This is a genomic window from Monashia sp. HAY1-2A (genome assembly GCF_056755315.1).
The window spans coordinates 13,020-27,091 of the sequence record NZ_JBNDHY010000056.1 but is presented as its reverse complement, the minus strand read 5'-3'; the positions used below and the strand labels follow the sequence as shown (position 1 = coordinate 27,091).

The window sequence follows — 14,072 nt, the reverse complement described above, 5'->3', positions numbered from 1 at the left end:
ATGGCCACCAGGGTCGCGGCGTGGCGGTGGCTGCCGCCGCGGTGGGCGCGGGCGGCCAGGGCCGAGCCGAGCACGAAGGTGATCGCGGTGGCCAGCCCGCCGATGAACCGCAGCCCGGTCAGCAGCCCGTAGGCCTGGGTCAGCCCGGCCAGCACGAGCGCGGCCGCCGAGACGGCGATCCCGCCGGTGAAGGCGCGGTTGGCGCCCAGGCGTTGGGCCCAGGCCGCGGCGGTGGCCGCGCCGATGATGTAGCCGACCGCGTTGGCGGTGTTCATCCCGCCGGCCGCGGTGAAGGACCAGTGCAGTTGCTCGCGCATCGCCGGCAGCAGCAGCGCGTAGGCGAACCGGGTGAACCCCAGCGCCACGACCGGGCCGGCCGCCAAACCCAGCGCGACCCGGACCTCCGAGCCGAACCTGACGGTCGGGCTCGTTTCAGAACTTGCCAGTGTCATCAAGACCTCCATGCCAATGTGTTGCGGACCTTGGGTGCAACGCCGCCACCACCGGCCACAACGCAGACATCAGGACACGCACCCAACACATCAGGACGCAGTGACCGGCTGTCGTTGCTGCCGGTAATCGTTTCGAAGCGTGCTTGTGTGCGGGCCGTCGAGCGCAGAGCCCTGCACCTCTCGATTCGATTCGATGCGTGAGGATTCGGCGATGATGCGCCTATGTGTCGGGACCTGCCGCCAACGGTTCTCATGAGTGCTCACGTCGGCACGTCATGAGCGGGCAAGTGTCGCAGCGCAAGCCGATGGCTCGGCGGCAGTCGGGAGCGTGCCTGCCCGTCTCGGTTGCGGGCATCTGATGCGGACGGCTAGGCAGCATTGGTCCACCGGTCCCTGCGGTTCAGCGCTGAACGCTGTCGAAGATGGTGATGGGGCCGACCTGGGACTTTTGCTGTCGCTGGTGCAGCCAGAGCGCCGTGATGATGGCTGCGATGACTCCCAGCGCGATGGCGATGACGCCGCCGCCGCCGACGACCAGTGGCGCGCCGGCCAGGTGCTTGGGGTCGGTGAGGCGGTCAGAGAACGTGTTCAGGCTGCCGTGCAGGACGGCGGTGACGATGACGCTTCCACCGGAAATCACGTAGAAGCGGGTGTGCAGCAAGGAGAGCAGGATTGTGGCGAGCAGGAAGACCGCGACCAAGGCGGCGATGTTCTCCCCTGGGTAGTTCAAACCGACGATGAGGATCGGCAGGTGCCACAGGGACCAGATCACACCGACGACGAGGCCAGCCTTCAGCTCTCCCAGTGGGAGTAGCTTTCGCAGCAGGTAACCGCGCCAGCCGTACTCCTCACCGAAGGCCAGCAGCGCTCCGACGGGCACTCCGGCGACCAGCATCACGGGAAGCAGGGTGGCCAAGGGCTTGCCGGGGGTGAACGCGCTGGCGCCCTTCAGCGCCGTCACAGCGAGCACCAGCGCGAAGATGAACAACATCGGGATCACGATTGCGAGCAGGATGTGGCGCACGAGAGGCCACGGCTTCAGCGATGTGCGAAGCCCCTCGCGGCTGACGAACAGACGCATGATGACGGCCGCCACCGTGGGGGCGTACATCCCGATAACCACTCCCCCAGTGGCCTGGAACTGCGCGGGCGCCTGGCCGCTGGCAAGGGCCACGAGAATCTTCGGCGTCAGGGGCGACCAGATCCCCCAGGCGATGCCGTAGGCCAGTAGGACGAACACCACGACGTCGCGCCAAACGACTGGGCTGCCCTTCGCGGGGATGACGGACTCGTGGCTTCGCGGGTGATGGGCCCTGGCGTGGCGGCTCATTGCTACTCCCTTACTCGTGGGCATGACTACCTCGTCGATCGTCGCGATATGGCCGTCGAGGCGCGTCGCTCATTCGGGACACAGGGCGCTCGTCTCGGGCCAACTCATGTGGCGGTGCGCGAACCGCTTTGAAGCGCAGACGTGCACGCGGTTGTAGCGCGGGTTCGAGGGTGGGCCAGCGTCTACCGTGCGACCATGCGAGGTGCAGCGCCACGAGCCCTGTGGGTTTGTGGCGCGACATCGATTCTTTGAATCGATCTGCGCGCCAAGGGACCCCACCTCTGAGAGGTAAGGGCCGCGTGGTGAGACGAGTTCTAGGGAGTTCACGGGCCTCCCCCGCGATGTGAACATGGGCGCTCACGGCGTGTGAAGGGTTATGCGCTCTCCGGTGCAAGGCGGAAGTGGTTGACCGGTTGGGCACGTCTGCGGAGCGAGAACAGCAGGAGAGGAGGTGTGCTGGCGGGATCGAGCTGCCGGGAGGTGTCTGGGGATGGCTGCGCACGGAGGTAGCACAACCGTGTCTGAGCCTGCGCCCGTAGGAGTCCCCAGCGACGCGGCTCATCCGCCCCGAAGTTGCCGCGCGTGTCGCTGGTTGAGAGCGCCCGGGACGTCCGCGGTGCTCCGGCTTGTGCCCACCTGGGGTGCGACACCCACTCGCGGCCGTGACCGGCGGTTCTCTTTTGGCGGGGCATCAGGTTGTCCGAGTGCACCCGCGGGTGACCGCTGACGATGGCAGAACGACGACTTGGGCCTGACCCGGGAGCGCGGCTCAACCTGCGGACACGTGTGGACCGGTTCGATGGTCTACAAGCCGTCGTCGCGCGCTGGAGCGCTGAGCCGGTGCCGAAGTGTCGCCGTAGGCCTGTTGGGATCAGGTCAGCTGAGCCAGTGCAGCATCGATGGCCCTGTGGAAGGTCGGGTAGGCGTAAATCATGGTCCGCAGAGTCTCGAGTGGGACTTCCGCGTGGACTGCCAGTGTCAGGAGCCCGAGTATCTCTCCGCCGGCAGGGCCGACCACCGTGGCCCCGACGAGCACACCTCGGTCCGCGTCGGCGACGACCTTGATCACGCCGGCGCTGCCGGGGCCGTGCGTGAACCCGCGGGAGGATGCCCCGGGGTCACTGAGGCCGATGCGCACCGTGAGACCGGCTGCGCGTGCCTTTTGCTCAGTGAGCCCGACTCCGGCGACCTCCGGGTCGGTGAAGGTCACGTGCGGGACCGCGTGATAGCTCGCGGCAGGCCCCTGCCGACCGAGAATGTCGGCCAGTGCGATGGCCTGCTGGTACATCGACATGTGCGTGTACGCACCGTGACCGGTTACGTCCCCGATGGCCCACACGCCAGTCGCGGCGGTGTCCACGCCGCGGAGGCGAAGTCGCTCGTCCACCTCAAGCACGCGAGCGTCGGCCTTGAGGCCGATGCTTTCAAGTCCGAGGTGGTCGAAGTTCGGCTGTCGGCCGGCAGCGACGAGCAGCCTTTCGGCCGTGCTGACCTGACCGGTGCTCAGCGTGAGGGTGAACTGGTCGTCCGCGTAGGCGATGTCCATGACATCGACACCGGTCAGGACGCGGATACCTTCATCTGTGAAGACCTGCTCCAAGGCCTGTGACGCCTCGGGCTCGTCGCGGGCCAGGAGCCGCTCGCCGTGCTGCAGGACGGTGACGGCAACGTCGAACCGCGACATGACCTGGGCGATCTCACAGCCGATGGGACCCCCGCCGAGAATGAGGAGAGATTTCGGCAGCCGGGTCAGCTGTGCGACGTCGCGGTTCGTCCAGTACGGCGCGTCACGCAGCCCGTTGACGGCAGGGACTGCCGGGCGGGTCCCAGGGTTGAGCACGACGCCGCGTCGTGCCGCATAGTTGACGGTCTCACCGTCGGAGGTGTGAACGAGGACGCGGCCTGGCCCAGCCAGCCGACCGGTTCCGTGATGTACCACGGCGCCGGCGGCCTCGAGACGCTCGACGGCGACGGTGTCGTCCCAGCCGTCGGTGGCCTCCCGGTTGATGCGCTTCGCCACTGGTTCCCAGGACGGCTCGACCTTCACCTCACCGGCGAGTTCGTTGACGCGGCGTGCCTCAGCAAGCGCGCTCGCCGCACGAGTCATCATCTTCGTCGGGATGCACGCGTAGTAGGGGCACTCTCCCCCGACTAGGTGCTTGTCGACGGCAACCACCTGTAGCCCCGCCTTGGCGGCGCCCGCGGCGAGCGCCTCCCCACCGGCACCCATTCCAATGATGACTAGGTCAACGACGTGCTCGCTCATGTCAGCCAGCATCGGTGCGGGGACTCCGGTTCCGGCAGCGCGAGCCGGGCCTTGGGGCGCACAGAACGGGTCATGCGCGTGGTGTCGAGCGGTCGCCCGTCGCGATTTCTGGACGCTGTGGCGTCGATCGGTCTCTGACATGTGTCGGGGTCACGGTTCGGCGGCACCCCGGCGCCTTGCCGTCGCACGGCCGCAGTTCGGGGGCGCTTGGCTCCGCCACTCGCCTCACCGCGCCTGCCCGGGCGGGCATTGTTGCGTGGTGGCGCGGGCCTGTAAGAGGATCCGCTCGGGCGGCCTGCGACTCGGATGGAGCACCTTCATGATCGATCAAAACGAGCCGGAACTTGAGCGCGCCGACGCCCGCCCCTCGAGTCGGCAGACCCAACGTTCCTCGCTGCTGCACGGCGGACCGGCGGGAGCGGGCGAACTGGCCGAGCAGCTGCGTGCCGCGGTCCTTGAGATGACCAAGTGGATGCAGGAGTTCGGCAGTTACGTCCCGCACCCGTCGCTGGGCGTACCCACGTCCACCCTTGAGGAAGTCACCGCGCAGCTGCGCAGCCGGCTCCGGGACAACTACCCGTTCTTCCACCCGCGCTACGTCGGGCAGATGCTGAAGCCGCCGCACCCGGCCGCCGTCATCGGCTATGTCACCGCGATGTTGGTTAACCCGAACAACCACGCCCTAGACGGTGGCCCTGCAACCGCGCATCTGGAGAAGGAGGTCGTAACCGAGCTCGCACGCATGTTCGGGTTCGAGCAGCATCTGGGTCACCTCACCAGCAGCGGGACAATCGCGAACCTGGAGGCGCTCTACATCGCGCGCCAGACGCACCCCGGTAAAGCGGTTGCTTTCAGCAGTGACGCGCATTACACGCACTCGCGAATGTGTCAGGTGCTAGGCATCGACGGTGTACCCATACCCACGACGTCGGACGGCACCATGGACGTCGAGGCCCTGCAGCGAGCGTTGTCCACGGGGAGCATCGGCACGGTGGTCGCCACAGCCGGAACGACGGGCCTGGGAGCAGTCGACCCGATCCATGACATCTTGGCCCTGTGCCGGGAAGCCGATGCGCGGCTGCATGTCGACGCTGCCTACGGCGGGTTCTTCACACTGATCGCCGATGACAGCCCCGACGGAGTGGCGCGGGCACCGTTCGGCGCGATCAAAGAGTGCGACTCGGTCGTCATCGACCCGCATAAGCACGGGCTGCAGCCCTACGGATGCGGCGCGGTCATCTTCAAGGATCCGACGGTCGCCCGTCACTACCTGCACGACTCCCCGTACACATACTTCACCTCCGACGAGCTCCACTTGGGTGAGATCTCACTGGAGTGCTCTCGTGCCGGCGCCGCAGCCGCGGCCCTATGGACGACACTTCAGGTGCTGCCTCTCAGCGGTCAAGGGCTCGGTGCAGCGCTGCGACCGGTGCGCCGGGCCACGCTGGCGTGGGCCAGCCTCATCGAGCAGTCCCCGAACCTGGCCCTTTACCAAACGCCGCAGTTGGACATCCTGACGTACTTCCCGACGCGTGGGCGCCTGTCCGAGGTTGATGCGGCCAGTGCCCAGGCCATGGCGGACGGGATGACCCTCCCGGCGGCGGAGTCGCTGTTCCTGGCCACCTACACGGTGGACGGTTCGGCGCTGGCTGCGCGGCGACACCGCATCGAGGCCGACGTGCCGTCTGGGCGCGTCCTGCGCAGTGTCCTCATGAAGCCGGAGGTTGAGGTCCTCGTGCCGCAATTGCACGAACGGCTAGAGGCGCTGTTGCATTGAGGTTTTAGGCTGGGTTGGATCTGCCCGACGCTGGCTTGGGCGGCGCGGCAGATCGGTCGCCGCCACCGTTCATCCGCGGCCATGCTGCGAAAAGGCGACTCCCGATCATTGCCGGAGGCAGCTCTCGGTGACCGCTGATCAGATCCGGTGGCCGGACCCGCGGCATAGCTCGATTCGGTCAAGGGAACCTGGGCTGTGGAGCGACGTGTGCTCTCTCTGGAGTTCCTGGGCTTCTCTCTCGTTCGCGACTGCGAGCAACTCCTGACCGATCTGGTCAAGTCGCGACTCCGTGGCCCGGGGACTCTCCGCCGAGCCAGTCGTGCCCTGAATGATTAGTTGGTCGAGGGCGACACCCATCCGTTCGGCGTGGTGCATCGTGGCCAGGAGGTCGCGCCACCGGTCGCCCTCTTTGGCGTTCTCGATGTCCGACTCGGGGACGCCGGCGGCCGTGAGGATCTCGAGGTACCGGTGTTCGCGGCGGGTCTCGAGGATGGCGGCGCCCTCAGCGGCGGCCCGGTCCGGGCTGGCCGCGGCTGCTGCCTCTGCAGCTCCGGTGGCGGTCGCGGAGGTGTCGGCGCCGGGCCGGGCGAGGACGGCGCGGAGCACGTCGGCGGGATCGAGTGGGTCGATGCCGTCGTGGGCCGTCTGTTGGTCGGGGTCCCACATCGTGTCGACGTAGAACCGGTTGCACTCGCGGCCCCGGGTGGCCATTACATAGAGCGGTTCTCGGGTGGTGCTGGCGGTGACGTAGGCGTGGGCGGTGTCGACGCTGCGGCCCTGGGCGCGGTGCGCGGTCGTGGCGTAGCCGAGCTCGACATGCCCGCGCACGTAGTCCGCGGGGAGCGTCACGACGCGGCCGCCGGTGGGGCGCCGGACCCGCAGCGACCCGTCCGGGAGGGTTTGGGTGACGACCCACTGGTCGCCGTTCTTGACCCAATCCCCCACACTGTTACCCGGGTCCCCGGATCGCTTGGTGTCGTTGCTGGTGTCATCGGCGGTGGTGAGGTCGCGTTGGTTGAGCCGGGTGATGATGTGGTCGCCGGTTCCGATCGTCGACCCGTCGGCGACGGTGACCCCGTCGGGGGTGACGGCGCCGGTGGCGACGCGGTGGGACCGGGCGCGGGTGTTGAGGTCGGTGACGGTCTGCGCGTCGGCGGCAATCATCAGCGAGCTGCGGCCGGCGGTGATGTCGGCCTGCCAGGCCTGGAAGAGTGCGTCCAGCACGGTGTCGCGGTCGCCGCCGACGACCCGGCCGCGGCGCACGTACTCGTCGGCCGCCCCAGGCCGGCCGGTGCGGAGCCTGAGGGTGGCGTCGCGTTCCCACTCGTGCCGGAACCGGCGCACGTCGAGCAGCTGCGGGACGTCGTCACGGTCGGTCGCGAGCAGCCTGAACGCGCCCCCCGCAGCGACCGGGGAGAGCTGGGCCCAGTCGCCGACGAGGAGGACCTTCGCGCCCGAGTGCCGGGCCTGGGTGGTGATCTGATCGAGCTCGAGGGTGCCGGCCATCGACGCCTCGTCGATGATGACCAGCTGCCCCGGCCGCAGCCGCCACCGGTCGACCTCGTCCGCGGTCCGCCTCGCTTGGCGGAGCAGGGCGCGAGTCCGCAGCGAGGGGCTGGCCCGGTCCAGCCGGGCCTTGAGCGCCTCGAGCCTGGCCTGCCGGTCCGGGAGGCGGGCGGCCTCGACCAGCCATTTGGTCGTGTTCTCGGTCGGGACGCCGACGGCGTCGGCGAGAACCTGCGCGGCGGCCGCGGACGGGGCGAGCCCGACCACCGAGCCCGGCCCGAACTGCGCCTCCCACACGGCGCGGACCCCGGCCATGGTGGTCGACTTCCCGGTGCCGGCCGGGCCGACGAGGACGTCCAGGACCCGCCCCGAGGTCGCGATCCGGCGCACGGCGTCGGCCTGCTCCGCCGAGAGCGGATGGGCCCGTCCCGGCAGTTCTTGCGCGGCGACGGCGGCCGCCACGTCCGCGTCGACGATGGGGGCGTTGACCGCCCGCCCGGCGTCGAGGAGGCGCTGTTCGGCCTCGATGAGCTCCCGGCTCGTGTACTGCACCGAGTCCCGAGGCCGGAACCGGGACGTGCCGTCCGGGCGGCGCAACCCGTCCGGGAGCAGGTCGAGCGCGGCGTCGTCGGGGATGAGCCGGACCGCCCGCTCCAGCGCCATCTCCGTGACGTGCTCGGCGACGCGGACGCGGTCGTCGGGGTCGTGGAAGCGGACGCCGGCGACCTGTCGGAGCACCTCCGCCAGGAGGTTCGCGCGGGTGAACGTGGCCCGTTTCGCGGCGACGTTCTCCAGGGCGACCCGGGCGGCGTCGGCGAGGATCTCCTCCGCCAGGTCGGAGGCTTGCAGCCGGGGCAGGTCGTTGCGGCCGGCGAGGCTCGCCACCCACGCCTGCTGCCCAGCCACGTTCGCGCCCACGCCAGTTCCCATGTACGGTGCGGCGCGGGTCCGCCACCTGGCGATGAGCTCGGAGAGGGAGGCGAGGTGCTTGTCCGGGCGGGTTTCGAGGGTGGCCTGCTGCCGCAGCCTGAGCACCTCCGCGCTGGTGGGCTGCCGGCCGTGCGCGGCGACGAAGCCGGCCAAGAGCCGCTCCTTGGCCGCGTCGATCTGGCTCGAGCGCTGCGAGAACTCCTCCGCCAAGGCCGGCGGGACGCCGGTGATCTCCCACCTCGGTTCGCCCGACCGGGCCCGCCGCCGCGGCTCCCACCCCACCCCCAGCTCTGTGGTGAGCAGGTCCGCGAGGACGCCGTTGTACAGCTCGGACAGGCCGACCGCGGCCCGGAACAGGGCCTTGGAATCGAGGGTGCGCCACCCGCCGTCCGAGGCGGCCTGGACCCGGTTCAGGACGACGACGTGGGTGTGCAGCTGCGGGTCACCGGCGCGGGAGTCCCAGTGGTCGAATGCCGCCGCCACCACGCCGCGCACGTCCTGCGACACCACCCCACCGCGGCCGGTCCGGGTCGCGAACACCTCCCGCTCCGCGTAGCCGATGACGAGCTCCAGCGCCGCCGCATGCGCCGCGTGGATCCGGGCCCGGGTGGCCGGGTCCGCGAGCGCCCACGCCACCGACACCGACTTCGGCGCCGAGAACGTCAGGTCGAACCCCGCCACCGTCCGGGCCGCCTTCCGGCCCCGACCTCCCGCGCCATCTGGCGCGGGAAGGGCCGGCCGGTCAGCGGCCGGGGCGCGCCCCAGCGGGGCCCCCGTGACCGGGTCCTGCAGCATCCCGAGCATCCGCCACAGCGGCTCCTCCGACACCTCCGAGCCGGGTTCGAGGCCGCGGCCGGCGTCCAAACCATGCAGCCCCGCGCCGAGGAACCGGCCCGGCGGGGTGCCCTCCGCCGTGTAATAGGCGGTCAGCGGGTCCGAGGTCCGGCCCGCGGCGTCGGCGCGGGCGACCGAGGACATGAGGTACCGGTACCCGGCCCCCAGCGTCATCCGCCTGATCGACATCGTCACACCCCAGACCACGACCGCGCCGGGGCACCCCCGGGACCGGGCGGCCACCTTGGTGCCAGACGTGTGGAGCAAATGGTTGAGCGTCTGGCGGTGCGCGCTTTCTGAGCATCCCCGCGAATGGCCAGACCACTGTCGAGGTCAGTCGAGTCAGATCGGCCGAAGCGAGACCCGCTGAATGACGGATCCTGGTGGGGTCGCGCGTGAGGCTCGGGAATGACCTTGTCAACGAGCGGCGCTCAGGGCGTGGTGAGTGAGTACGCCCCACTCAGGACGACGGCCGACCGTGGGCCTAATGGTGGACTGGCCCGTGCCTCCGGTCCGCAGAGAGATCCGGGGCCAGTACTTGACGGGAAGGAACCGCCGAGCGGCGCGCTCGAACGTCGATTGGCCGATGAGCATGGTGTCCCCCTGCGCGCGTCAGCCAGCCGACGACTCAGGCACAAGGAGGAACCATGAGCCCCTTCCCGGTTGACCCGGACGCGCGAAAGCGACTGCAGAATGCACAGCGAGCAGAAACCGATGCCCTTCGCACAGCCGAAAACGCATTGCGCGCTCGAGACAAGGCACGCGAGCGCCTCGATGAGCGAGAGGCAGACTTGAGGTCGAGCCAGCGCGAGCTGATCGCTGTCTCAGGCCTGGATCGCGCCGCGACGCTCCTAGGCATGCCTGTCGGGGTGCTTCGACGGGAAGCGGCTCGCGTCGGTCGAACGGCGAACCGAGCGTCTACGACCCCCGACCGCGGGTCCGATGGCTGAGGTTCTCGCGGTGTACCCGGCTGCCGGGCGCAAGCTCGCCGCTGTCACGTCAGTGGGCGGCGTCGTACTGGCGTTGCACTTCCTTCGGGATTCGCCCCCGAGCCGGCACGGCAAGACCCTCTCTGGCGGCCCACGCGCGGATCAAGGCACCCCGGGAGTCGCCCACCGGCTTGAGCACACGATGCAACGACGGTCCTCCATCAAGGCGACGGCCAGCCGAAGCCCACGACCCAAGTGCCCGACGCATAGCCGCAGCATTGGCTTCGCTCAAGTCGATGACGTAGTCGATGCCGTCCAGCGAGAAGCTCACCGTTTCGGAGGCATCACTGCCGTCAATGTCGTCAACCAAAATCGTGATGGTCTGCGATGCCATGCCCTCAACGTACTGGCGTCGGCCATGTGCCTATACCTGGCGCGCCAGTTCGCAAGCGATGGACTAAGCCAGGCGCAGGCGTCAGCGGTTATTGGCTCAAGCACCTGGCCAGCGAACTGTGAGCATCGTCGAACGCTCGATGGCGCGCCAGGCGTGCACGACGCCCGGCCCCCACATGACGTAGTCACCCGGTTTCACCAGCTCGACCTCCTGATCGGGCAGCCTCTGCACGAAGCGACCGGAGATGAGGATGAGGATCGACGTACGCGTCTCGCCCTCGGTCCACTCGGCTCGCTCCTCACCGGCCTCATGGATGCCCCACTTGATCTCGACGTCCCGCGAATGGCGGACGCTTCCCTCCGGCTCGATGAAACTGCCGACCAGCCAGCCCCTGTACGGGCTACCGTCCTCGAACGCATTACCAACGGCGATGCTCAACTGGCGACTCCGATCTCGAAAGGCAGTGGGGTCACTCGTTCTGGGTTCAGTTCGGCGAGTCGCTTCAACCCTAGTGCGAAAGCCACCAGCCCCTCGTTGGACCACCCCGGGTCATGGATGAGCGCCACCAACCCGTCCCGGTCGAGGCTGGAGTAGACCCGTAGGCGGGCGGCCTCCCAGTTCGCTTCGATGGCTCCGCCGAAGCGCCTCCAGAACTCCTCGTCGTGTACCGCCACGAGCGCCGGCAGTTCATAGTTGCCGGTGACGGCGTTGATCCCGAATCCGGTGAGCATCATCTCCCACCCCTCCGCGACGTCGAGCCACCGCATCGGTTCGCTCATCCGCGAGGGATGCATTGGCGCGGCGAGAGCCCGATGGCCGTGGCTGCCGTCGAGCTCTTCGCGCCCGAAGAGCTCCTCTTCCAGCTCGCGTCGCAGGCTTGCACCGACGTTCACCTCACGGCCGGCGTCCGCCATCGGCTGGTGGAAGCACTTCGGAATGGTTGCCAGGAGCCCCGACGCGTTCACAACCCGCGAACTCCGTTCCTGAACGAGCAAGACGTAGTCCGCGCGCTGCCCAGCGTCTGGTGGTCTAGCAAATGCGCACAGCGCTTGTCCCCCGCCGGCACAGACTCGCAGCTCGGGCCTCAAGAGTTCCACCGGACTGGGCATCAGTTGCTGGCGCAGGTTGTGCCCGACTCGTTCCCCGGCAACGACGCCACACAGCTCTGTCTCGAGCAGGTCCCAGGTCAGCGCGTACCTGGAGAACGTGTCCAGGGCGAAGTGCATTGACGGCTGTGTGCCATCCGGTGCGCTGGTGAGCCGGAAGATCGGCGCATCGATGAATCGCGTTCGGGCCACAACGATTTCCGCGAGGCGTGCAATGGCGGCATCGTGGAGCTGATCGTCCGCGGCAACATCGCTCGGCGCGGCGTCATGCACCAGACGGAACGGTCCTTCCCGGGCTAGCAACTCGGACCGCAGGGCCATCCACAGGTCAGAGCTGACGAGGGACGTGGGCTCCAGGCCAAGCGGCCCGTCCACAAGAAGGAAACCGTGACCGTCAGGCATCGCCCCGTAGAACCGACGTAACTCCCGCGCGATGTCGCCGCGGCCTGCCTTGCCGCGCGCCCGGATCCTTTGATGCACGCCGCCAGGCCCGGTCGAAGCTAGATGGGCAAGAAGATCGGCGCGGGCGGCGCCTGGCGGCGCGCCGCGCCTGGTATCCAGCCCTTGGAGGGCTTCCGAAAGGCTCGGGTCTGCGTCGAGTCGCCGTTTCCACCGACGCAGATCTGAGGCGCCGGCTTCGATCTGACCTGAAAGGCCGTCGAAGCGCTCACGCTCCTCATCTGCGGCTCGCGTGAGCATGGTGTCGAGCGCCTGCTGGAGGTCAAGGGTCAGACGCATCGTCGAGTTGGCGTGCCACTTGGCAACGGTCCGGGGCGCACACCCCAAGCGCTCGGCATACGCCTCGTTGGTGAGCCTGAGCGCCTTCTGCAGCCAACAGGCTTCCCGTGGCGTCCACTCCGTGACCACCATGCCCATGGACTCACATCCGGACGACTCGGGGCACCACTCGTCGGGCTGAGTGCACTGGGAGTGCATTGCGAGGTCATGTTGCCCCAGGCACGCCACTGCCTGACTGGAGTCATGAACCTCCTGGCTGTCGCGACGCGCAGGCTCGCGCCTCGGCGACCGTCGTTGCCAGACGCGACTGCGCAGACCGGTCCGGCGTGCTTCGCCGCGCCGGGTCAGTTCGCCGGTGACACGCTGATCGAGCCATACGCGACGTACGGCATGAAATGTGCACATGGCGGCTCGCTGGAGCCTCGACCGCCCGCCGGGCCACCGCCACCGGCTCCCGTCGGGTCAAGTCGCAAGAACTGCCCTGTGGAGAACTTCGGCGCGCAGGTGTCGAACTTCCACAGAATCGTTCTCGGCTCCTGCGAGCACGCGCCGACCAAGAGGACAACGAATGGAAGGTGCGACGCGGCGAGCGTCGCCGAGGCAAGCGAGGAACTGTCATGAAGCAGAGTGAGACCAGGGGTCGTCTTCTCGCGACATCGCTCAGGGCGTGCCCACCCCTCAACCAACCATCACCTGAACGCGAGGCCTTGTGGTTCGCCGTGCAACAGGCCATCTGCACGCGCGGTCTGTGCCTGGTCACGCCCCTCGGCTCCCGATCCGCGATACCGGTGACACCGGAGCACTCGACCGACGAGCTCTTGTCCGCCATGGAGTGGCTCATGGATCACGAGCACGAAGCCAGGCGCCTCTCGGCGGAACGCCTGTTCATCAAGCTGCGCGGCGTCGCCACCCGAGGAGCCGGCGGATCCGCTCGCGCGGCCCAGAACGATGCCCTTCATGGCCTGACGCACGTCGCACCCGGGGACCCGGTTGCCTTCACCGATGTCGATCCCATGGACGTCGCGTCATGAGTGATAGCCACTTTGAATCCTGGGCCGCGACGCAGCTCGACCTCGACACTCACTCGGCCTCCGAGCTCAAGCTCGGCCCGGTGTTCGACGTCTTCATCTCCCGCATCGAGGCTGCACGGGCACGTGGCGCAGCGGACCCGCTGCAGACCGTCACAGCGAAGGTCGCGGGTGGCAACTCCCGGGCCTGCACGAAGCGGATGTTGGAGCAGCTGGGGTTCACTGCCTCTCAACGTCGAGCGGTTCACCGCCTCATGGCCGGCTCGCCATCAGGCGGGCCCGGGCTGCTGAGGCTCTATGTGGAGGGCGCGTCGTTGACCGATAAGCAACGGACATACGCCCGTCGCCAAGTTCAACAGGTGCGGGCAGCCACGTCGTCGCGGATCGGCGCGAGCCCGTCGTGTGTAGCCAACGCCTGCACGCCGTAGAGCACGGCTACACCGAGAACCGCCACCGAAGGCGTGTCCGGCCCCGTGAGCAGCCGGGCATTGCCGTCGCCGTAGTCGAGCACGCAGGCCCCGCGCCCCAGGTCCACGTGAAAGCCGACCAACGACCCCCACCACAACGAGACCACGCGTCGGTCCGGCAGCGTGACCCTCAGTCGGCGCTCGGTCAGAAGCGCAGTCGTCATGAGAGGCGAAGACCATCCGCCGCTGACCTCGTGAGCAAGCCACAAGCGGAAATCGCGATAAGCAGTCTCGCCCGGCTCCAGAACGATGCCGCGGACCATGACGTCGACGAACTGGCCCGGGGACCGGCCGGCGAGCTCCAGCGCCAAGCGG

Annotated in this window: 10 protein-coding genes; 2 read left to right on the top strand and 8 right to left on the bottom strand. The window is 68.6% G+C overall.

Going from position 1 to position 14,072, the window contains the following annotated elements:
- From ACPYOM_RS10455 to ACPYOM_RS10445, 3 genes are all read right to left on the bottom strand, one after another.
- On the bottom strand, positions 1-464 hold a 464-nt coding region (locus ACPYOM_RS10455; RefSeq protein ID WP_481345884.1), incomplete at its 3' end, for a YbfB/YjiJ family MFS transporter.
- 388 nt (positions 465-852) lie between these two features.
- Positions 853-1,782 carry a CPBP family intramembrane glutamic endopeptidase gene (locus tag ACPYOM_RS10450; protein ID WP_481345883.1) on the bottom strand — a complete coding sequence of 310 codons (930 nt, stop codon included), beginning with the start codon at positions 1,780-1,782 and terminating at the stop codon, positions 853-855.
- A gap of 871 nt (positions 1,783-2,653) precedes the next feature.
- Positions 2,654-4,048: a dihydrolipoyl dehydrogenase family protein gene (locus tag ACPYOM_RS10445; RefSeq protein ID WP_481345882.1), complete on the bottom strand. Its 1,395-nt coding sequence runs from the start codon at positions 4,046-4,048 to the stop codon at positions 2,654-2,656.
- Positions 4,049-4,367: 319 nt separating this feature from the next.
- Here ACPYOM_RS10445 and ACPYOM_RS10440 point away from each other — a divergent pair, with 319 nt between their 5' ends.
- Positions 4,368-5,825, top strand: coding sequence for a pyridoxal phosphate-dependent decarboxylase family protein (locus ACPYOM_RS10440; protein WP_481345881.1), 1,458 nt, complete (start codon positions 4,368-4,370; stop codon positions 5,823-5,825).
- A 138-nt stretch (positions 5,826-5,963) separates the two neighbouring features.
- On the opposite strand, the gene mobF is transcribed toward ACPYOM_RS10440, so the two are convergent.
- The 4 genes from mobF to ACPYOM_RS10420 all read right to left on the bottom strand — a co-directional run bounded on the left by mobF (position 5,964) and on the right by ACPYOM_RS10420 (position 12,400).
- A complete protein-coding gene (gene mobF / locus ACPYOM_RS10435; RefSeq protein ID WP_481345880.1) occupies positions 5,964-9,269 on the bottom strand; it encodes a MobF family relaxase in 3,306 nt (1,101 codons plus the stop codon).
- An 825-nt stretch (positions 9,270-10,094) separates the two neighbouring features.
- The gene (locus tag ACPYOM_RS10430) at positions 10,095-10,418 is read right to left on the bottom strand and encodes a histone-like nucleoid-structuring protein Lsr2 (protein WP_481345879.1); all 324 of its coding nucleotides are present in this window, start codon (positions 10,416-10,418) and stop codon (positions 10,095-10,097) included.
- Positions 10,419-10,514: 96 nt separating this feature from the next.
- The gene (locus ACPYOM_RS10425; RefSeq protein ID WP_481345878.1) at positions 10,515-10,856 is read right to left on the bottom strand and encodes a signal peptidase I; all 342 of its coding nucleotides are present in this window, start codon (positions 10,854-10,856) and stop codon (positions 10,515-10,517) included.
- Positions 10,853-12,400 carry a hypothetical protein gene (locus tag ACPYOM_RS10420; RefSeq protein ID WP_481345877.1) on the bottom strand — a complete coding sequence of 516 codons (1,548 nt, stop codon included), beginning with the start codon at positions 12,398-12,400 and terminating at the stop codon, positions 10,853-10,855. Before ACPYOM_RS10420 ends, ACPYOM_RS10425 begins: the two co-directional genes overlap by 4 nt.
- A gap of 479 nt (positions 12,401-12,879) precedes the next feature.
- On the opposite strand from ACPYOM_RS10420, the gene ACPYOM_RS10415 reads away from it, so the two are divergent.
- The gene (locus ACPYOM_RS10415) at positions 12,880-13,293 is read left to right on the top strand and encodes a hypothetical protein (protein ID WP_481345876.1); all 414 of its coding nucleotides are present in this window, start codon (positions 12,880-12,882) and stop codon (positions 13,291-13,293) included.
- A gap of 349 nt (positions 13,294-13,642) precedes the next feature.
- Here the strand turns inward: ACPYOM_RS10415 and ACPYOM_RS10410 are convergent, their stop codons facing one another.
- Entirely contained in the window at positions 13,643-14,068 is a 426-nt protein-coding gene (locus ACPYOM_RS10410) for a hypothetical protein (protein WP_481345875.1), read from the bottom strand.
- Between the last annotated feature and the right edge of the window lie 4 nt (positions 14,069-14,072).